General features: G+C 21.7%; 17 protein-coding genes. 8 read left to right on the top strand and 9 right to left on the bottom strand.

Annotation, left to right across the window (positions count from 1 at the left end):
* Positions 1–149 precede the first annotated feature (149 nt).
* Both DEFDS_RS12435 and DEFDS_RS12430 read left to right on the top strand, forming a co-directional pair.
* Positions 150–3,308: a hypothetical protein gene (locus tag DEFDS_RS12435; RefSeq protein WP_013009089.1), complete on the top strand. Its 3,159-nt coding sequence runs from the start codon at positions 150–152 to the stop codon at positions 3,306–3,308.
* An 8-nt stretch (positions 3,309–3,316) separates the two neighbouring features.
* Positions 3,317–5,824, top strand: coding sequence for a hypothetical protein (locus DEFDS_RS12430; protein WP_013009088.1), 2,508 nt, complete (start codon positions 3,317–3,319; stop codon positions 5,822–5,824).
* On the opposite strand, the gene DEFDS_RS13045 is transcribed toward DEFDS_RS12430, so the two are convergent.
* On the bottom strand, positions 5,764–6,093 hold the full coding sequence (locus tag DEFDS_RS13045; RefSeq protein WP_153801550.1) for a hypothetical protein: 330 nt from the start codon (positions 6,091–6,093) through the stop codon (positions 5,764–5,766). The genes DEFDS_RS12430 and DEFDS_RS13045 overlap by 61 nt on opposite strands.
* Before the next feature lie 103 nt (positions 6,094–6,196).
* Here DEFDS_RS13045 and DEFDS_RS12425 point away from each other — a divergent pair, with 103 nt between their 5' ends.
* From DEFDS_RS12425 to DEFDS_RS12415, 3 genes are all read left to right on the top strand, one after another.
* The gene (locus DEFDS_RS12425) at positions 6,197–6,613 is read left to right on the top strand and encodes a hypothetical protein (protein ID WP_013009087.1); all 417 of its coding nucleotides are present in this window, start codon (positions 6,197–6,199) and stop codon (positions 6,611–6,613) included.
* Positions 6,614–6,793: 180 nt separating this feature from the next.
* Entirely contained in the window at positions 6,794–8,422 is a 1,629-nt protein-coding gene (locus DEFDS_RS12420; protein ID WP_013009086.1) for a type II secretion system protein, read from the top strand.
* Between the two features lie 95 nt (positions 8,423–8,517).
* The gene (locus DEFDS_RS12415) at positions 8,518–9,303 is read left to right on the top strand and encodes a hypothetical protein (RefSeq protein WP_013009085.1); all 786 of its coding nucleotides are present in this window, start codon (positions 8,518–8,520) and stop codon (positions 9,301–9,303) included.
* A 32-nt stretch (positions 9,304–9,335) separates the two neighbouring features.
* Here DEFDS_RS12415 and DEFDS_RS12410 read toward each other — a convergent pair whose 3' ends face one another.
* From DEFDS_RS12410 to DEFDS_RS12375, 8 genes are read right to left on the bottom strand one after another with little or no spacing between them, the layout of a single operon-like run.
* Complete coding sequence (locus DEFDS_RS12410) at positions 9,336–9,836, bottom strand: hypothetical protein (protein ID WP_013009084.1); 501 nt, start codon at positions 9,834–9,836, stop codon at positions 9,336–9,338.
* Positions 9,837–9,877: 41 nt separating this feature from the next.
* On the bottom strand, positions 9,878–10,723 hold the full coding sequence (locus tag DEFDS_RS12405; RefSeq protein WP_013009083.1) for a hypothetical protein: 846 nt from the start codon (positions 10,721–10,723) through the stop codon (positions 9,878–9,880).
* Between the two features lie 30 nt (positions 10,724–10,753).
* Positions 10,754–12,145, bottom strand: coding sequence for a radical SAM protein (locus DEFDS_RS12400; protein ID WP_013009082.1), 1,392 nt, complete (start codon positions 12,143–12,145; stop codon positions 10,754–10,756).
* The gene (locus tag DEFDS_RS12395) at positions 12,142–13,371 is read right to left on the bottom strand and encodes a radical SAM protein (protein WP_013009081.1); all 1,230 of its coding nucleotides are present in this window, start codon (positions 13,369–13,371) and stop codon (positions 12,142–12,144) included. Before DEFDS_RS12395 ends, DEFDS_RS12400 begins: the two co-directional genes overlap by 4 nt.
* 24 nt (positions 13,372–13,395) lie before the next feature.
* A complete protein-coding gene (locus DEFDS_RS12390; RefSeq protein WP_041224041.1) occupies positions 13,396–14,097 on the bottom strand; it encodes a hypothetical protein in 702 nt (233 codons plus the stop codon).
* Between the two features lie 33 nt (positions 14,098–14,130).
* Positions 14,131–14,484 carry a hypothetical protein gene (locus DEFDS_RS12385; protein WP_013009079.1) on the bottom strand — a complete coding sequence of 118 codons (354 nt, stop codon included), beginning with the start codon at positions 14,482–14,484 and terminating at the stop codon, positions 14,131–14,133.
* Complete coding sequence (locus tag DEFDS_RS12380; protein WP_013009078.1) at positions 14,465–15,442, bottom strand: hypothetical protein; 978 nt, start codon at positions 15,440–15,442, stop codon at positions 14,465–14,467. Before DEFDS_RS12380 ends, DEFDS_RS12385 begins: the two co-directional genes overlap by 20 nt.
* 43 nt (positions 15,443–15,485) lie before the next feature.
* Complete coding sequence (locus DEFDS_RS12375; RefSeq protein WP_013009077.1) at positions 15,486–15,863, bottom strand: hypothetical protein; 378 nt, start codon at positions 15,861–15,863, stop codon at positions 15,486–15,488.
* A 252-nt stretch (positions 15,864–16,115) separates the two neighbouring features.
* On the opposite strand from DEFDS_RS12375, the gene DEFDS_RS12370 reads away from it, so the two are divergent.
* From DEFDS_RS12370 to DEFDS_RS12360, 3 genes are all read left to right on the top strand, one after another.
* Positions 16,116–18,575 (top strand): hypothetical protein, encoded by a 2,460-nt coding sequence (locus DEFDS_RS12370; protein ID WP_013009076.1) that lies wholly within the window; start codon positions 16,116–16,118, stop codon positions 18,573–18,575.
* Between the two features lie 15 nt (positions 18,576–18,590).
* Positions 18,591–20,456, top strand: a complete 1,866-nt coding sequence (locus DEFDS_RS12365) for a hypothetical protein (protein ID WP_013009075.1) — start codon at positions 18,591–18,593, stop codon at positions 20,454–20,456.
* A gap of 182 nt (positions 20,457–20,638) precedes the next feature.
* Positions 20,639–21,397, top strand: coding sequence for a hypothetical protein (locus DEFDS_RS12360; protein WP_013009074.1), 759 nt, complete (start codon positions 20,639–20,641; stop codon positions 21,395–21,397).
* The last annotated feature ends 208 nt before the right edge of the window (positions 21,398–21,605 follow it).

Raw genomic sequence — 21,605 nt, 5'->3', positions numbered from 1 at the left:
AATAGGTATATAATAAGTACATAAACGTTTAATTTTTAATGTGTTGTGTTAAAATTTTTTGATATAATATTAATTAAAGTAAGTAAGTTATTAGAAATTAACAAATAATGAGAATAAGTTAATAAAATAAATTAATAAGAGGATATATTATGAGTAATATATCTAATTTAAATGTTAAAGAATATCTTCAAGATAAATATTTTTATATTAATGATGAGACATTTAGACAAACCGTTAATTATTTAGTAAATGTTTCAGACTTAAACTTGAATGAAGCCTTTTCAGTAATTTTGGATTTATCAGATCTTTTAAAAACTCCTCAAAATTTAACTGTGCTAACATATTTCATATATAATTTTTTAAATAAAGCTTATGAAGAACTAAAGTTACCTTTTTTACATAATAAGATTTCAATAGATAAAAATTTGTTAAATGATTTTTGTAAAATAAATTTAAATTCTTATATATTACCTTTTAACAATTTTTCTCATAGATATCTAACTAATAGTAAAATAAAATATATTCTAAATAGAATTCAATTTAATATAAAGAATAGAATTAAAAATACTCATATAATGAATTTGTCTGATATAGATCAAATATCAGACAAAGAATTTATTTATTTGATAGGAGAAATACAACAAGCATTTAGATATGAAATCAATATCCATAAATTTCATAAATATGCAGATTTAATGGCAGCTCATGTAGCAAAATTAATCGAAATATACCATCAAAAACGTCAAAATAAAGAATCATTACCATATGAGACTTATAAATATTTTTTAGATAAAGATGTGTATAATACACTTATTAAAAGTTATAATACATATGTGAAGGTAAAAGATATTTTTAAAAAACTAATAGATTTTACAAATACACAGTTCATAAATAACATAGATAAATTTAAACAAGAGTACATTGAAAAATTAAGACAGATTTATAAAGATCCTGTATTAAAAGATATAAAGTTAATTAAAAACTTGTTTAACGATATAGTTAATATATGTAATAATTTTGCTTTTATTTTAAATACTTATTATCATGAAGTTATATTACAAGATAAAAATATATTTAATGATAAAACTGATTATAATATTGTAAATCTAAATCTAACAAATATACATAAAATTATAAGTAATAATATAAATAATTATTTTAGTTTTGGTTTGTATATTGAACCAGAACAGATAAAACAAGAATTATTTAAACAATTAGGTGTTACATCAAAAGATGTTAATATTGAATTTTTATTTTATATATCGAAAGAAGATCTTGTTAAATTATTTTCAAATATAAATGACCAAATAGATTTATCAAAATTTAACTGCTTATTAATTGTAAAAGATAAATCAACAAACAATTTAAAAACAATACAAAAACTTAGTTATGAAAATTTATTGAATTATGTCGAAATCGAAAACATAAATAAAGGAAAATTTATAATATCAGATTTGGATATTAATACTAAATTAATGGATGTTATAAATAAAGGTGGTTTTATATTACAACAGGAACAAAGTGAATTAGTTTCTATTTTAAAAGACAGATTGTTTGGAGAAATACAGACGAAACAATTTACTTATGAAAAATTCAAAGAGTATTTAAATAATGTTTTTCAAAATATACAGATAGGTAAAAGGGTTGGTGTTATTTATTTTCCAATAATGTCAAATCAATATGATTTTGAGTTGCAAAACTACATGAGAGATTCTTCTTATTATGATTTAAATAGAAATATTTTGTATGATAATATTAATTATAATTATTGGAAAAATTTAAAAGAATCATCTTTAAAAGAAACTAATATAACCTTAAAGGATAATGAAAAAATAAGTAGTAATAATGTACTTGTTAATTATGATGAATTTTTATTTAAACATTCTTATTTATCCAATTTTGATTATTTTATTAAAGGGCAATCAGATAGTTTAGACAATAATGATTTAATTAGTAATTTTATAAATATATTAGAATCATCTCTTGATAATTTTCAATTAGACATAAAAAAGGCTGAAACATCTTTTTCTGATAAAAATAGTGATAAACAAACAAGATTCCAAGAAGCTAAATTAACAATAGAAACAGTGTTGTCAAAAATGAAAAACATAGAATTAGCGTTAAAATCTAAAAAAACTGAATTAAAATTACCTGAAACAGGTAACTATATTAAATTGAATTCAATAGATTCCTTCTTAAAAAATAATGTCTTCAATATAAGCAAAAATACAAAGACATTAGATTTAAATTATGTAAATTTACCTTTAAATACTTTAGATGTTGATTTTAAATTTTTTGATAATATTAGAACAAAAATATTTTTTCCTAATTATATAACTTTTAATTTAGAAAATAATAAAGTTCAAAATAACATAGTAGGTATTAACAATAAAATTTTTAATTATAATTATAATATTGAACAAAGTCTATCTAGAGGAGCATTAATAAATTATTTAAAACAAGTAGAAGCTGGTTATAATTTATTTGAATCTAAATATCGTAAAATTTATTTAGATATTTTTTATAGAAAATTAAGAAAGTATTTAAAATATAAAACAGATTTATTGGGTGATTTATTAAATTTGAAACAGTTAGGTTCTATAAGTAGAGGTTTAGATTCTATTAAAAAAGAAATTTTATTAGATCCATTAATATATACATTAAATCATCCATTCTTTTATAAGGATATATTTAATCTTAAATCTATAAATTTAATTGGTAATTATTTATATAATGAAAAATTTTATGTATTAAATTCTTCTTATTTTATGAATTATCGGACTGTAGTATTGGATTATTTTGGTAACAATGTGGATAGTAGTTTATTTTCTAGATTAAGTAATTTTTATGATTTAATTACTTCATCTAAAACAGGATACATAGATATACAAAATATAGAAAATTTGATTACCAAAGCTGTATTAAATAATTTCAGTTATCCAGTAGAATTTTTATCGTTAAATATATCTACAGAAGTTATCAATACATTAATAAAAGGAAATAATCCATTAGCAATAGATAGTTTATTTGAAAATTTAAGATCCATTTATGAAGATTTTTTAGAAATTATTCTTTTTGCTAATTTTTTACAGGATTACTATATGAGAGATATTGATTATGGGTATTCTTCTGATAATTACGGAAAAAAGCTTTTAAAAATAATTTATAATCTTGCTAATATAATTAATAAGAATCAAATTATTGAAAAATTAGATATTTTAGAAAAATATTTTAATAATTTTATTTTAGTTAATAAAGAATTATTAGATATATATAATGAACAACAGACAATATTAAATATGAGGTGATTACATTTATGAGAATAATATTACCATCAGATAATATAATAGCTAAAGCTAAAGATGATTTTATTTATACCTGTAATGTTCCTAATATCTCAAATCCATTTGATAGACAGGTAGTAGTTAAAAGAGAGCTATTTTATAATAAAATACAATCTTTATTCGGAGAATTAGTATTAAAAGAAAATAGAAGTTACAATAAACAGGTAACATCTAAATTTATAGATTACATAAAAAATGATACAAATAATGTTTTGGTATCTAATTTTGGGAAAAATAGTTATGGTAGTTTAGAACAATTTATATTAAATCAGGATCCTTTTTTAGTTGAATATTTAAATTTAATAGCAATAACTTATAATCCATTAATTAGAGATACATATGCTTGTTTAAGTATAAATGATGAAGGTAAACAAAAAATAAATCAGTTATATATGGAATTATATAACTTACAAAAAATAATAAAAAATTGTAAATCAATAGAAACATTTATATTACAAAAACATTTAAAAGAATTTAATAAAAAAGTAACTGAATTTTTAAATATCTGTACAGATTTAAATTACAACTTTGTAGAAATACAATTAAGTTCTTTATTTTTTACGGATAATCTTTCAAGAAAAGAACAGTTTGGTATTTTATACCATGAATTTATGCATTATTATTCAAATGTTTTTGGTAGAGATTTAAAACTTTTTACAGATATTTTATATAAAGAGTTACGTAATCTTACTTTAAAAATTGATTATATAAAGAATATAAACGAATTAAAAACATATTTATTTAAAACTTTTGATATTTTAAATAAGTTATTTAATCACTACAGTAATGTAATTGCAGATGCTATTGAGAATGAGAGATTATTTGAATTACGAGATAAATATAATTTACAAATAGATTTACCAGGTTCGTGTATTACATTAGACACATTAAAAGAAATTGATTTAGTAGATGAAAATGTTAGTAAAGATGATTTTTTACATCCGAAAGTTAATAATAATGATATTTTTAAATATTCATATGAATATTTAATGACTGATATGTACCAAAAAGTAAAAGATGCAATATTGAATCAACAGTTTCAACAGTTTAATTCGCAACAGACAAACAACTCAAATCAGCAGACTGTCAATCAACAACAAAATAACAGCAATAATAGTAATAATAGTCAGCTACAAAGTAACCATGTAAATCAAAATCAACAAAACAACCAGCAAAATAATCAGCAAAGCCATCAAAATAATCAAAATGTAAATAACGGGACCATGTCTAATGATTTAAATCATATAAGTAAAATTATAGGTTCTTTAAGTTCTATATTACAAGACGTGTTGAATAAAATAGCAAATAATCCAGATCTATTACATGATATTTTAAATGATTTGCAGAATAATATGGAGAAAGCAAATATAGATATAGAAAATAAAGTAGAGGAACAGCAACAGCAGCAGCAACAAGTAAGTGAAAACATAAAACGAAATTTACATTTTAATGAAACAAATAAACAGGCTGGTTATGGTACTATTTTTTCTGAAGAGGAATATAAAATTAAAAATAATTTAATTAAAATAAAAACTAAAAATGAAGCTTATAAAAAAGTAATTAACAGTATAGCTACTAAAATTTTAAAATTAAAAATGGAAACAATGCAAAAAGATTATAGAAATGTAATAAAACCACCAACACCTATTAGTAATGGTTTTTTTGATTTTACTTATAAATCTAAAAGCACAACTAAAGCATATCCTTATGAACATATAGGTAATAAAACTCAAGAATTAGTACCATTGTTTAGGTCATTAATTGTGTTTGATACATCTGCATCTATCAGCAAAGAAGAAATATATATGTTTTTAGATAACGTTGTTAATTTAATAAATTTAATTAAAAAACAATTTCCTATGAGTAAATTAATGCTTTCTTTTGTAAATATAGATTCTGATTTAACCAAAGCAGAATTTGAATTTATAGATTTCATGAAAGATAATAAAAACAAATTAACTACTAAAATTAATAATTTATTTAAAAAAATATCAGGTGGTGGAGGTACTGAATTTAAAAATTTATTTTATAATTTAAGATCAGAAGAGAAAAACAAAAAACAAAGTATATTATTAAATGATCCTGCTATGTTATCTATGACTATAAAAAAAGAACAAAAACAAATAGAAGAAATAAAAAACCAAAATCTAAGTAAGAATAAAATAAATGCGCAAATCATTAAACAATATTTCAATATTAATAAGTTAGATTTTATTATCTTTTATTCAGATTTTTATAATTTTAGTTCCGATAAAGATATGTTAGCAGAATATACTGAAAGTGCTAAAAAATCTTTAAGTGAAAAATTGTATTGTATATCTACTACTCCTATACAGTTAGAAAATATTGGAAATAATTATATGATAGGGTTTGAATCATTATTAAAATATAAAACATTTAAAAATAATATTTATTATGTTTATGATTTTGAACCTGAGCTGGATGATTCGTTATTAGAATCTGTAGAACCTGGACTTTGAGATGTTTGTTGAGTTACTTGATATGACAAATGTAAGTCCAAAGCGTTAGCTAATTCTTGATTATTAGGAAATATTAATTTACCCTCTTCTATTTCTATTATCATTTCATTTTTATTTTGAATTACGGCCATATAATAAGCGTGGGATTTAAAATCTTTAATTTGTGATATTAATTCATCTACACTATCTATATATAAAGTGAGATTAGTTGTTTGTTTGTAATCTTTATTAATTGTATTAATATATAAAATAAATCTTGAATCAATCATGTAGAATAATATAACAAAAAATTAGTTATATTTCAAAAATTTTGAAAATATGTATTTCTTATGTTATACTTAAAATTAATTGAATATAAAGGAGATATTTATTATGAAAAAATTACTTTATGTTGTTATTATTAGTTTTCTTTTTAATTTAACATCTTTTGCTACAATAAGTAATAGTAAAGAAGATACATTAAAATTTTGTAAACTTTCAGCTAATCTTCATATTTATCTTTTACAATGTATACATAACAGAACTGGAAAAAATTTTTTAGACCCAAACAATCGAAACACCAGACTTTTACTTGGAACTTGTATATATAGTTATCAACAAAAACATAATAATGAGTTTCAACAGTTATTGTTTTTAACTGGACTTAATGAGAGTTTATATTATTATACCCAGGGTGTAATATCATCAGCTACATTAATGGATTATAATAATTTTTATAATGATGGAGTATTTACTAATACAGAACAAGACCTTTTCAAAAAGCAATTTATGAGAAGATGTGTAAAATAATATATAAGTAAAATAATGTATTAGATAGAGATATATGAAATAGATTTGTAAAATAGTAGTATATATATAAAATAATAATTTTATAATTTTATAAAATTTTTGTTATATTATATATTAAAGTAATAGAATGAAATAAAATAATAAGTATTGTTTAATACTTAATAATAGAGGTTAGTAGCTATGCGAAAAGCAAATCTTAATAATCATGGTTTTACATTAATAGAATTAATGATTACAATGACTATATTCACTATTATGTTAAGTTATGCATCATTATCCTTTATACAGAAAAGGCATACTGTAGGTGCTGATAAAACAGCACAGGAAATTAATATGATTCAAGCAGCAGCAAAAAAATATTATATGGATTATTATCAGACAAATAGTACAGGTGATTATCCTTCGAGTTTATCTGATTTGCAGAATAATAATTATTTAGGTACAAATTTTCCAAGTAATAACCCTTTTGGTTATTCTTATAGTTGTTCAAAAATAGATACGGGGACCAATAAACTATTTCAAATAGAAACAAGAGTACCAACTCCTGATGTAGCAAGACAAATTGCATCTAAAGTACCGGGTGCACAATATGTAACATTAAGTGGTAATCCCTATGTTAGAGTTACAATTAATCCACCAGGTACAGAAGCTTCTTTAGACAATTTACTTCATAGGGATGCGGCTTCAACTAACGAACAAAGAACAATGTATGGAAACTTATTATTAGCTAATGGTGTTACTTTGGAAGATTTGGATGCATCAAAAAATCCAACCGGTTATCAAATTGATCCCGATGGTGTTAATATACTAAATGATTTTCAATCAGGTGGAACAGGTGGTAATGGTGTTTTATATGTAAGTTCTGTAAATAAAAAAGTTGGTATCAATACTGGTGGTTTAACTAATGCTCAAGAAGCTTTACATGTAGTAGGTAATGTAAAAGTAAATAGAGATGGTGATTCAACATTAAATGATGAGTATTTTCAGGTAACGGTAACTAATACTGATACTAAATTATTTACTGACAGAAATAAATTATATATAGGTGGAACTGCTAATAATATTTTAACTGTAGATACTACTAATAATAGAGTTGGCATTAATAATACAAACCCAAACTATACAGTAGATGTAACTGGAAATATTAAATGGGGAACTGATCCAAATAGTAAAGGTTTATTATCTACAGATCAAGGTGCATCACTTGAATTAGGAGGTACAGGAACCCCTTATATTGATTTTGCAAATGATGGAACTACTGATTATGATGTTAGGATTCAGTTAACTGGTGATGACGAATTGTCAATTAATGGAGGACAATTAAATTTAGCATATAACAGAACAAGGATTTCAAGATTTGATGGTTCTAATACTCATTGGTTTAGGTATAGTCAAACTAATGATAGCGATTTAATGTTTGGTATTCATAGAAATGCCGCAAACGATTATGATTTATATTTAAAAGGTGGACATAGTTACAGAACTAATTCTGTAAATATTACATTTGGTCGAGCTGCTAATGGGAGTGTTTTAAATTTAAAGAAAGGACTTATAATGCAACAATCTGTTGTTAGAGATAGTCAAACAGTAGCTAAACCAAATTGTCCTAACGGAACTAATCCATATATTTTTGTTACTCCTGCATCTATTAATACAAACGGATATCCAATTACTGGAATTTCTGCATATGCTGTAAGTGTATCATCAAGTTATTGGAGAGTTTATGTCCGTGCATGGTATTGGAATGGTAATAGTACAAACAACTTATCTACAAATAATACTGCTATAGTAGAAACTAGATGTTTATAAAAATTTAATCAAAAAAAATAAAATTTTTATTATCATTATTTAATTTTATTAGTTATATTAATTAATAGAAGTATAATAATAAGGAGGTGACTATTATGAGTACATCAGTATTAACACCTAATAAAGACAAATTAAAAAAAGCTTCTGCAATCATAGGCATTATAGGTGCAGGTTTAAGTGGAAGTAATGCAATTGCAGGTGGTACTGATAGTACAGGTGCTACTGATAGTTATATAAAATCAAAATTAATAATAAATAGTGTATCTAATACTGGTAGTACTATATCTCAAAATGTTAATAGTGGTACTACTACTACTAAATCCTACACATTAGCAGATTTTAACAAATGTCCAACTTCAGTAACAGTAAGTATGCCAATATATTTAAACTTATATCGTGGTTATGGTGGTAGTTCAATTGAAATTCAAACAAGTTACGGTGGTGGTAAATGTAGTGTTTCTACTACTAAAGCTCTTTTTAATAGAAATATAACTTTTTATAAAACAACTTATTATGATGGTAATGGTTATATATATTACAGTCCATATTCAGCGGATGTAAATAAAGTTAGTAAATATTCATCTAACAGATGGGATATTGACTTTAGTTATTGTGGTAGAAGTTACAAATATTATTCTGGTGGATATCCTTCTGGTACATATAGAGGTAAAGCTCAATATAAATCTTATAGTTATACTGTTGCTCCTGGTAGTAGTCTTTACAGTAACATAAGATACGGTGCTATTGATATGTATTACACAGTAAAATGTAATACTAATGGTTCTGTATATAAATCAGGTTTAAAAGCAATATATTATACTCGTGGTGGTGATGTTTATAGTAACCATAGTAATCACAATAATCACAATTCAAATAATTAGATAGTGGTTTGTTACCACTATCTTTTTTTATATTATAAATTTTTTATTATAAAAAAACTGTTATTAATTATTAAAAGATTGTTTTTTATCTCTTTATATAATAAAGTATTTAATTTAATATTATTTGTTTTTATATATTTTTTAATTATATTTAGCCATTTATTTTTAATTTGTTTCTTATGGTATTTAAAAGTAATATTTTTTATTATATCAATTTCTGGAGTAAAAGCTACTTGATGAATTTCTGGATAATTCAATACTAAAGTAATAGTACAATTTTGTATATTATTATAATAAGTTTCAACGCTTTTAACATTATCAGGTTCTCTTTGTATGTAGAAAGTATATTGTTGTATAGGTAGTTGTATAGGTTTAAATTTATTATTTTTATTATTTATGTTTTGTATTAAATAATCTAAATAATCAGTCATATATTTGTTTAATAAATCAAAAAAAGATTTTCTATCTTCTGCTACTATATTAATTTTAGAAGGTTTAGTATTTATCGAATGATTTATTATTTTATAATTCATAATATAATACCCTCCCATTAAATATTTTATAATATTATATTTTATAATATAAAACTATTATTTGTTATGTTTACCTTGTTAAAGCTAATATTTTCTCTATTTTCTTTTTTAGTAGTTATATTGTTAATTATTGCTTCTAGTTCTTGCTGTAATTTAATTGCTTTATTGTCGGATTCATTTGTAAATATATAAATTCTAAAAGCATTTAAAATTGAAGTAAATATAGTAAAATTAATTTTATTTATTAATTTTTGTTGTAGTTGTAATAATTTTTCATAAATAATAATACTATCACCTAAATAATAAGTATCGACTACAAAAGTATGTTTAGCTTTTTTAATTTGTTTTTCTACAAATTTATATGTTTGTTCAGCATATTTATAATAATCCTTAATAGAAAAATTAATTTCATATCTATGGTCAACTGAATAATATTTATTTTCTAGTTTTTTAATAAAATCACTCATTACAGGATAGTTTCTAAATATGGTTATACTTTTATTTAAAAAACCTAAATATTTTTGGAGAAACTGATATGTATTGTTGCTTAATATACCTAATTCTTTTTTTACATATGTTTCATTATATCGATTATAACTAAAATTTAAAAATTCGTTCATTATTTCCGGTATTTCATGATTAAGAATCCATTGATAATATTCATCGTTCAAGGTATCTTTTTTTACAGTTTCAATATGATGCTTATAATTATCTATATTAAAATAAAGAATAATATTATCATTGTTCATTTCATAGTAAAATATATCATAAGTTAGATTTCTAGAACTGATAAACTTATTATAAGTAAATTTTAATATATCCGCAAATAATTGTTTATCTTCTATATGTTTTATAGAATAACTTTTTTTTATTATATTATTAACCATAAAACACCTCTTTTTTTTTTGTTTTTTATTTTATTTCTTTGTACTAATATCTATTAAATATTTACTAACAGGCATATAAGCTTCATTAGACCCAAAAAGATATAGTAGTGCTTGTTCATGATATTCTTTTTTTGTTTTTTCGTCTAATTGATTATAAAATTCATTACATACTTTATATATTTTACTAAATATTGAACATCTATATGAACCAACAGGTGAATTCATAGTATTGTTTTTTAATATATAATCAGCTGGACAACTTTGACAAACATCTCCTACATCACAAAACATATGACATGTAGATGTATTATGGTTTATATAATTTAATCTCTCATGTAGTTCACCAGATAAAAACAGCTTAGAGTATAGTAAACCATCGTTAATATTACCTACATACGCTACTTTACTTATAGCGTTATCAGTGTTAAATGATCTGTATTGAGCAAATGTAGGACATAACCAAATATCTCCATTAGGTAAAATACTTAAATAATTTTGTCCTAAAGAACAAAGTATATTATTATCTACAATACTACTCTTTCCAAACAGACATAATAGAAAATTTACAAAATTATTTTCAATATAAAGAGGTATATCATTTTCTTTTAAATAAGTTAAGCAATCTCTATAATAATTTTCAAATTCATCAGGTGTCACTAATATATTATCTAAAAATTCTTTGTATTCTTTAAATGAAATTTTGCCTTGATAATAGTCTTTAATTATTGGTTCTGTATCTAATATTTTAACATTAAAATGAATTAACCCCTTATATTTAGGATCAGGATTTTCGTTGTCTATTTTTTTTAAAAGTTCTCTATATCTATCTAATAAAGTGCTAGCACCAAGTTTTATATGTTTTTTTGTTGTTACAGTTTGAATTGTTAAAGACATTAATTTTTTTTGATAAAACTCCGGATATTTATCTAAAAAAGGATAATGTTTATGTATTGCTTTTTTATAATTTTTAACAATTTCTTTTAAATGTTTGATTGAAACTGATTCATCTCGGTTGTATTTACTTATTTCTTCCACAAAATCAAAACTTATATTAAATTTAATACCATAATAGACTAATGACTCTATATTCTCTGCAGTTAAATAAGTACCATTTGTAATAACACCAAAAAATACATTTGGTTTTGAGTGATATGAATAAGATGTTTTATTAATTTTATTATGAATATGTTTAGCAATTTCAATCATTTTATCTAATCTTAATATAGGTTCTCCACCATAATATTGTAATCTAATTACATGATGTTGGAAATCTAAAATATCCTGGAAAAATCTTGTTAATTTTTTTAAATCAATATTCCATTTGTCTGCTTGGTCAAAGTATTTATTATGAGTATCAGCTCTAGCAAAACAATATTTACATTTAAAATTACATTTAGTTGTTGTTAATAAATTTATTCTCATAAGTTATACCTCTCTTTAAATGTATTCACGGTTCGATGGATTTTATTATTAAATATGCATTTGAAATTTCCTATGTAAGAATCAAAATAATTGTATAACATATAATTATGAACAATACAGTACGAACAAGTTTCACTCTTTTCACAAAAGAAATGACATGGTATATTGTGGTAATAAAGGTTATTCAAAATTTTTTCTTTAAATTTAATTAATTGTTGATTATAGTTTTTAAAATTAAAACTTTTTATATTACCTAATAAAAATATATCTTTTAATTCTTTAAAATTATGTAATAAATCTATTATTTTTGTACAAGGATATATATCTCCATTAGGTGTAACAGCTAATAATTCAGTACCCATTTTACAAGGAATACCTGAGTCAATAAAATTAGTATTACAATTATAATAATTTTGTAGTACTAAATTAGAATTTCTTTCTAATAACAGAATATTATTCTGATACCTTGGATCTATTAAATCAATATAATTTTGCTGCATTATTTGGAGACTTTTAAAATAGAATTCAAAAAATTCATCATAATTAATAAACATATTATTTTGAAACCATAAAATATCTTCATCGTTATAAATTCCAATATTATAAAAATACAAATATGGAATAGGATCTACTGGGGTTAAATTAAAAGTTGTAAACATATAATTATGTTTTTCTTTTACGTATTTAAATAAAACAACTAATTCTTGAATAAAATTTTTTGGTCCTAATTCTATATGTTTTTTGGTTATTACATAGCTTATTTCCGGTAATGTTTTGTGTTTTAATAAAATATCTAATTTATTAAATAACCAGTTTTTGTCGAGTATATTATGTCTCATTTCTTGAGTTATATTTGATACAATATCATGACTTATACAATATTTAATTAAATCATTTTCTTTAAACCATTTTATTTTTTCTTCATCTAAAAAAATACCATTTGTAACAATAGTAAATTCTATCTTAGATTTGTATTTTTCATAAATAGATAATTGTCTTATTCTAGTAATTATTTCTTTTATATGTTTATATTCTAATAAAGGCTCACCACCATGAAATTGTATTAATACTGGTTCATTATTAATAAGTAATTCGTAAACAAATTTAACAAAATCATCAGGATCTAATAACCGTTCTTTATTTAAAGGTTTTGTACCTTTAAAACCTTCATAACAATATTTACATTGTAAATTACATCTTCTTGTTACTTCATATACTATACGCATTTTATAACCTATTTATTGTAAATATTAGTTTTTGTTCATCGAATTCTTATAAAAATTTGTATTTTTAAACTTGCTTATTTCTTCTGTATTCTTAAAGAAAACATATATCCTATTATAAAATATAACTGGAAAAATAAAGAAATCGATATTTTGTGTAAATTTTAATTCAATTAATATTTGTATTAAATTATTATATTCACTTAATTTAGGAATATCTATTTGCATAAAAGGATATTGATTTTTGTACTGTTCAATAGTTTCTATTTGTTTAAATGCTGTTTCAAACAACTCTTGCTGAGTTAATGTTTCATAAAATTTAACTTTATTCTTGTTTTGTTTATTATGATTATTATCAGGTTCTATTAATTTTAAAATATCTTTAGTTATATTATTACTTTTATATAATTCAGAAATTTTTTTAAAGTAATCTGGTGAAAGTAAATCAAAATATTTTTTTATTTTAAGTTTTAAAAATTCGCTTATGATTTGTTCTTGTAATGTATTTAATAAGTTTGAATTTAATATTTGTTTAATATTATCAACAGCATAAAAATTTATAGAATTATCTTCTATTTTATAAAAGAAATCATTGGAATTTAAATTATTAAATTTAATAAATAAAACATAATGAAATAAAACTGCACATTCTAGTATTTCTCTATCAATATTCGAGTTTAAAAGAAAAGTACTATTAATTGAATATATTTTTTCATGTGTATTTTGCATAAACACAAAACCTCTCTATTTCGTCAGAACTATTTATTCTGTCATAACATAAGATGCATTAAATATAAATTGTATGTCCTGGTTGTTTGTAGTTTTAGTTTCTTTTAATAAATTAAATATATATTCTACTATAAATTTATCTTGTTCACTTGAATCAAAACTATTATTTAAAAGAATATTTTCGTTTAAATCAATTTGATAATTAATATAAGTACCTAGAACTTCGTTATGTTTATCATCTAATATAGTTACATAGTAATTTAATATAACAATCTGATTTTCCACTTCAACGGTCCTTTTAATAGCAATTTTTGGATTAATTATAATATCATAAGTTTTTATATAATTAGCTAAATCATCTATACTTTCAAACATCAGTACGTACATAAGGTTCACCTCTTTGTAATTTATTAAAAGTACCTACTTTATTATATAAAATTTGTTCTGCTATGTATTGAGCGTAAATATTACATAACATATATGTTATAGGTAAATCAGGTTTTTTAAATGAAAAATCATGTATTATTTCATCAATCCTATCCACATCATCTTGTCTGTCTAAACTGATAATATTGTTTATTTTTACAGTATTGTTAATTTGTTCTATATAATTGTAAATTTGTCCTATATATAAGTATGAAGTGATATATTTTAATATGTAAAAATCTATAAATAAATTACTTGCTAATTGTTGTATTTGCCGTTTTAAATAAGCATAAAATTTTTTATTAAAAGTTGTATTTATAACTATATAATCATTTTGTTTAGTTAGGTTATCCAAACTTAAATCTTTATTTTTAAAATTTATATTTAAAGGAAGAACACTTTGTTGCTGTAGAAAGGTTTGTAGCTTATCTATAATTTGTTCAGAATTTAATTGATAAGATAAAAATCCATTGTGTATTATATTATCTTTTAATGAATATTTATTAGGTAAATAGAAATCTATATTAGTAAATCCTAACTTTATTAAATTAATACTTATGTAAAAACTAATATCATCGATATCAATAAATATTATTTGTTGTTTTTTTAGGTAGTTAATAAAATTAGTACTTACTTCTAAATCTTGATGAAAAAATCCAGCTAAAATATGAGTTAAATAATTTTGGTATAGATATTCAGAATTCATATTTGTTGTTATACAAATAAGAACGTCATTTTCAGAAATTTGTTTATTTAAAATATCTTCATCTTTTATAGGTAAATTGATCATAGTATTATTTATGGAAAGGTATTGAATATTATCTAAAGATAAACCTCTATTCTTAAAAAGTTCATCTTTTATTGTTGTCCCTTGAATTACAGTATCTTTTTCGTAGTTAAAATAATAATTTATAAACATATTTTTTTATTTAATTTTTCTTATTTAATTTATTTATTTAATTTTATTCAATTTCGCAAAATTTTTCTATTTCTATGTCTTTATCTATTTTTCCAGCTAATATTGTTATAATTTCATCCATTTCTTTTTCTAGAATTTTATTTAACATTATTTCTTTTTCATCTGGAGTAATAGCTGTAATCTGATGTTGTTGTTTTGATGGATATTCTAATGTAATTACTTCATTTAAATCATCAATAAAGCAAGAAATTTTATGAATTATACTTATAGTGTCTACACCTTTTAATCCGGACATATTATTATCTACTAATACTGGAATTGGCAAAATAGCTATTTGTATCATTGAATCAGGATGTTTCTTATTAATATAATTTACAAAATAATCTAAATTTTTAAAATTTAATGTGTGTTTGTTTTTCATATAAAGCTCCTTCCTATTGTTATATTTTTTATTATATTTATTATTACGTATTTTTCTATTAATAATATATAACAAATAATATTAAATTTTTAAATTTTTTTATAATTTTTTATATTTATTGTTTTATCTATATCTTTATATTTATTATACAAATTTTTCTTGATTTTGTCAACACATTATGTTATAATTTTTAAAAAAGAAATAATAGTATGTTATATTAATATAATAAAAAATTCCAAAAGAGGTGTTATTATGAGATTGAAAGGGTTATTAAACAAAATGAAGAAAACTGATAAGGAAGTTTCAGCTGGAATAACTCCTAAAAAAAATATTAAAAAGTTATTATATTTGTCCAGTATAACATTATTACTTAATATTGTTATTTTATCTTTCACAATATTTGGTTATCATAATCATTATTATTCAATCGATATAAAAAGTAATGATATGCTTGTAAAATTTAATAATTTTAATAAAATTATTACAAATACCAAAGATATTTTATTAAATTACAGTAGTATGAATAAAACTTTTGAAAGTTATTTAAAAGATGTAAAAAACAAAGGATTATTATCAAATAATGATTTTAATCAATATAATAAAACAATTAACTTATATAATAATATTTTTAATAAAATAGCTAATCAACAACAAAATTATTTAAATGAATTACATAATATTTTATTAGGTGATAGTAATTCGATAGGAGAATTGGTAATAAGATCTAAAGCTGATATTTCTACTAAAAAAGAAATGCTAAGCAAACTAGAAACATTATATAATAATATTATTCAATATAATTTAGCTTATATAAAATATGCTAATTCAAATTATCCATTAGAAACTATTATAAAAAATAATAAAGAATTTATTAATCAGCAAATACAGTTTCTTAATTCTATTTATAGCACCTTAAAGGTTCAGAATAAAAAATTACTAGAAAAATTTATTAGTATAACTAATAATATCAATGAAACATTAATAGCTTTTTATAATAATTTACAAAACTATAATACTTTTCAAAAAAATGTTTTTGTAAAAGTTATATTAACTACAGTAAAAAAATCTTTAATTACTTTTTCTTCTAATTTAAATATTAATAACTTAATGAATCAATTAACTCTAGTTATAACTATACCTATTTTAAATAAAACTATTAATATTAATGCTGTTCAATTTGTAGAATATATGAAATATTTCTTATATTATTTAACAGGTTTATTTATTTTAACATTTGGTATTTTTGTTTATACATTAAATTTATATAAAAAACAAAACAATGACGTTGTAGCTATTAATCAAGAATTATTAGATGAAAAACAAAAGGAATTAGATGAATATAGCAATAATATTAGAGAATTAACAGAATTAATATCCGCACTTGAAAAGGAGAAGAAAGTATTATCTGAACAATATAATGCTACAAAAGAATCCCTGGAAAACCAAATAGGTATTTATAGACAAGAAATCGAAAAATTGAATAGTGAAATAGATAAATTAACTCAGCAATTAGAAGAGAAAGCAGAAACTAATAGTTCTGAAGTTACTAGATTAAATGATAAAATAAATGAATTACAATTAATTATTGAAAGATATGATGAACAAATAAAAGATTATAAATCTAAATTAAACCAAATGGAACAAGAAAGAAATGCTATTGAAGAAAAATATAACAATTTAACGGAAGAAATTCAAAATACAGAACAATTAAAAGAAAATCATCAACAAGTTTTATCAGATCTGAAGACATTACAACAGGAGTATGAAGACTTAAAATCTCAATATAATAAACTTATTCAAGAAAATAATGATTTGAAACAGATAAATACCCAATTAAACAACGAAATTGAAAAGTTAGAATCTGAATATGAAGAGCATACAGGTAGTTTGTTTAAGTTAGTAGATAAATACAATAAATTAGAAAAATATATTACTGAATTTGAACAAGAGATTAAGGTTAAGATTGATTTAGTAGAAATTATTAAAACTATAAAAGAAACTTCTTTTGAAGAATTAAAACAATTGGTTATTGAAAAGATGCAATATTTTACAGATTATCATTATGAATTACAGGAAAAACTTAATAAGAAATTACAAACTATACAACAGAAATTGTCTGACGGTTTTAAGAAGGATACTTTAGATACTAAATATTTTCTAAATAAGGAAAAGGATAAATATTCAACTATGGAATTATCTTTAGTGGATACATATTCTAGCTTGTTAATGCTGGCAAAGGAGCATTATAATAAATTACATACTCTTTTTGCTCAAACAAATTTAAAAGAGCTTACAGAAAAATCTTCTGTTATGGATTTAAATGTAGGTGAATTATTTAATACATTAAATGTATATAAAGATCTTATTGTAAAAATAAACCAATATAAAGATGATTTCCAAACAGATCTAAACGTAATAAAGACTGAAATTGAAAATGTTATTGATGGTTTTTCTGAAGATATAACATTTATTCAAGAATTATATACTAATTTAGAGCAGGATATTGATAAGTTATTAAATGAAATATCAGACTTATTTATGGAATTAAAAGATTCTTTATTAAATGTATCTTTAAAAATAAATTCTGCTTTGGTTGAGATATTTGATAATTTACTAAATGCAGATATGTTTTTTGATACTGTAAAATCTCAATTAGAAAAAGAAAAACAGGATATTATAAAAACAATTGAGACTTTGAAAAAGATTGCATAAGCGAGGTGTACATATATGTTTAAATATAGGTTTTATTTAGGGTTTGCCTTAATAGCTTTTATAGTAATAATAAGTCCTAAAGTATATTCTTTAAACTCGCTGGATTTAAATTTACATGAACAAAGTAATATATATTCAACGACTAATAAGGTTACAGATAAATCAGATAAAATTAATTCAGATAAGATTAATGTAGTTAAACAAAACAATAATGTAAAAAATTCAGATATCAAAAATAGTAAAATAAAAAATAAAAATGTAAACTTAAGTTGGTATCTCATACAGTTAAAAAAATATGATAATAGTTATCAACCTGAAAAAGTAATAGAAATAGTAAAAAAACTATTTGATAATTTAAATATTTTAAATACTGATAGTAATATTGATTCAGTAAATAGTATTAGAAATTATTTAAATTCGTTAAATTTTCAAAATAAAGATTTATTTAAAAGTATATTATTTAGGTATTCAGTTGCATTAGCTGCATTAAACAAAATCGATAAAGATATATTAAAAGAATATTTAATATTATCAACGAATGATAAATTTACTATATTTCCAGAAGTAGCTGTATTATTAGGTGATATTACACAAAATAAGGATTACTATGAAAAATATTTAAAAGTGATTAAAACATATTATAAAACGACTAATTCAAGGAAGAAAACTTCTTTCAAAAACCATACAAACATACTTTTATACACGTATTATTTGTTACAAAAAAATTATAAATACAAGTTGGATAGTTTAGATAAAGATATTTTAAAAGACTGTGTAATATATTACAATAAAGATAGGAATTATAGGTTAACCACATTGAAAAAGCTATTTTCTACAGAAATAATATCTACATATTATCAAGAAAAGTTAAAAGAACTTAATAATAGTTCCCAAGAAAATTCTCAAAAAAAGACTTTAACTGAAAAAGATAAACATGAAATTAAAAATAAATCTAAAATTAATAAAATAGAAAAAAATGATTATATTAAAGCAAAAAATAAATTAGTTAATAAAAATAATATGAATAATTCTAAAACTACTACTGATGAACATGTTCTTTTTAAAGAAGCATTATCTGTTTTGAATTCTGGAGATTATCTACAAGCTTTTGCTAAATTTGAAGATATATACAATAATACTGGCAATACTAAAGCAAGATATTATATGTGTGTAATTTATTATAAACTTAAGAAATATCATAATGCTGTAAGTTGTTTCAAAAGTTTGGATTTAAAAAAACATCCTCTTGCTTTATGGAATTTGGCAGTTATGTATAATAAGGGTCTTGGTGTAGAAAAGAATGTACAAAAAGCTTATGAGTATTATAATCAATATTTGAAAATTAAAGAGCAATTAAATAAAAATACTTATATACCTATTACTCAAGATATTAAAATTTATTTAGCTTCATATTTAAGTGAATTATTAAGTACATTATACTTATTTAATGTTTCTAATATTAATACAACAGAATTAAATAAAGTTGTATATATTGGAACAATTAATAACAAATCTATTTATGATACTGATTATTTAGATGCTAAAAAGATTTTATTTGGATTTAATAATTTTAATATGTTAAGTTATTTAGAAATTACATTTAAAACCGATTATACTCATTTAACTAAATCTATTAAACATATAAAAAATGTTTTAGAACCTATTTATGGTAAACCAGTAAAGTATTCAGATAAATTTATTAACTATACTGAATCTGATAAGAATATATCTTACGAGTCTATTCCGGCAATTTTATGGGTAAAAGGTGATTATATTGTAGTTGTAGAGGTAAATAATATAGTAGGTAATATTACTTTAAAGGTTAAAAACAAATCTAATTATAAAGATTTTTTAGAGTTATTAGAAACTAAACAAGAATAAAATAAAAAAATGAAAACTTGAAATTATTAATTATTTAATATAATATATATTATATGTTAATTTTTAGTATTTAAAATAAAATATAATAAGAAAAAATAAAAATAGTACCAAAGATAGTAAAGATAGTTTGGTAGGTGATGAAATTAATTAATAGAAACAAAATAAATTAATAAGGAGGTAATATGCAGAAACATAAGTTTTTAAAAATGAGCAGTTTTTTTATTGTACTTATGATTGGTTTAGTTGTTGTTGGTTGTGGGAGCAAGAAACCAACTATCAAAGATGTTACTATAAACGAATTGCACACGAAACTTTGCGATAATTATTGGTTAGGTAAGTATGAGAAATCAGGTTTTGTTGTTATTCGTCCTTATAATTTTGCATTACCAATGACCTTAAAAGTTGCTTACAAAACACCAGGTAACGAACTAATAGATATATCTACTTTTAGAGTTTTAAAGAATGATGGTACTTTATTAAAGTTGGATGAAAACAAAATTTACACTTTATCAGATGGAACCAAATTTGCTTATAAAATAGAGAAACAAAAAGGTAAGGATATATATTGGTACGAAATTAAACCAAATGTTAGTAGGTGTCAAACATTTAAATCTTATTATACGATTAAAAGAAGAACAGCTAAAGATGTAGTTTTAGGAATGGCAGCATTAGCTGGTGGTGTTGTAGCGCCTACTCTAATAACTGCTAGTGCTCCTGTTGTTGTTGGACCTACAGAAGTAGTAGCAAAAAAGGTTGCTCCTTATAGTGCAGCTTCAGTAGCATCAACCCAAACTACTGCTGCAGCTATCAGTATGTCTGATAAAAATCAGAAAAAATCTACTGAACCAAAATTAAAAACTACACAATTAAAATGGGAAATTGTTAATAAAAATATTACAGATCCTGATTTAATTGATAGGCTTAAATTACTAGGTTTTTAATTACAGTATTATATTAATAAAATAATAAATTATATAAATATTACTTTGCGTCCTATGGGAGTATAATATACTTCCATAGGGTTTTTTATTATTTATATTAATTAAAATAATTGTTTATTGAAATTATTTTTTAATAATTAAAAAAATTTTGTTATATTACTATAATAAGAGAGGTATATGTGAGGTGTGTATTAAAGGTAGAACTTAT

The organism is Deferribacter desulfuricans SSM1 (assembly GCF_000010985.1).
GTDB lineage: Bacteria > Chrysiogenota > Deferribacteres > Deferribacterales > Deferribacteraceae > Deferribacter > Deferribacter desulfuricans.
Note: the sequence above shows the minus strand (reverse complement) of the source record. Positions and strands in the feature narration are given on the sequence as shown.

What these genes read in the sequence shown, in the direction of transcription:
- DEFDS_RS12435 (WP_013009089.1), top strand. Translation starts at nt 150, where the DNA reads ATGAGTAATATATCTAATTTAAATGTTAAAGAATATCTTCAAGATAAA.
- DEFDS_RS12430 (WP_013009088.1), top strand. Translation starts at nt 3,317, where the DNA reads ATGAGAATAATATTACCATCAGATAATATAATAGCTAAAGCTAAAGAT.
- DEFDS_RS13045 (WP_153801550.1), bottom strand. Translation starts at nt 6,093, where the DNA reads ATGATTGATTCAAGATTTATTTTATATATTAATACAATTAATAAAGAT.
- DEFDS_RS12425 (WP_013009087.1), top strand. Translation starts at nt 6,197, where the DNA reads ATGAAAAAATTACTTTATGTTGTTATTATTAGTTTTCTTTTTAATTTA.
- DEFDS_RS12420 (WP_013009086.1), top strand. Translation starts at nt 6,794, where the DNA reads ATGCGAAAAGCAAATCTTAATAATCATGGTTTTACATTAATAGAATTA.
- DEFDS_RS12415 (WP_013009085.1), top strand. Translation starts at nt 8,518, where the DNA reads ATGAGTACATCAGTATTAACACCTAATAAAGACAAATTAAAAAAAGCT.
- DEFDS_RS12410 (WP_013009084.1), bottom strand. Translation starts at nt 9,836, where the DNA reads ATGAATTATAAAATAATAAATCATTCGATAAATACTAAACCTTCTAAA.
- DEFDS_RS12405 (WP_013009083.1), bottom strand. Translation starts at nt 10,723, where the DNA reads ATGGTTAATAATATAATAAAAAAAAGTTATTCTATAAAACATATAGAA.
- DEFDS_RS12400 (WP_013009082.1), bottom strand. Translation starts at nt 12,145, where the DNA reads ATGAGAATAAATTTATTAACAACAACTAAATGTAATTTTAAATGTAAA.
- DEFDS_RS12395 (WP_013009081.1), bottom strand. Translation starts at nt 13,371, where the DNA reads ATGCGTATAGTATATGAAGTAACAAGAAGATGTAATTTACAATGTAAA.
- DEFDS_RS12390 (WP_041224041.1), bottom strand. Translation starts at nt 14,097, where the DNA reads ATGCAAAATACACATGAAAAAATATATTCAATTAATAGTACTTTTCTT.
- DEFDS_RS12385 (WP_013009079.1), bottom strand. Translation starts at nt 14,484, where the DNA reads ATGTACGTACTGATGTTTGAAAGTATAGATGATTTAGCTAATTATATA.
- DEFDS_RS12380 (WP_013009078.1), bottom strand. Translation starts at nt 15,442, where the DNA reads ATGTTTATAAATTATTATTTTAACTACGAAAAAGATACTGTAATTCAA.
- DEFDS_RS12375 (WP_013009077.1), bottom strand. Translation starts at nt 15,863, where the DNA reads ATGAAAAACAAACACACATTAAATTTTAAAAATTTAGATTATTTTGTA.
- DEFDS_RS12370 (WP_013009076.1), top strand. Translation starts at nt 16,116, where the DNA reads ATGAGATTGAAAGGGTTATTAAACAAAATGAAGAAAACTGATAAGGAA.
- DEFDS_RS12365 (WP_013009075.1), top strand. Translation starts at nt 18,591, where the DNA reads ATGTTTAAATATAGGTTTTATTTAGGGTTTGCCTTAATAGCTTTTATA.
- DEFDS_RS12360 (WP_013009074.1), top strand. Translation starts at nt 20,639, where the DNA reads ATGCAGAAACATAAGTTTTTAAAAATGAGCAGTTTTTTTATTGTACTT.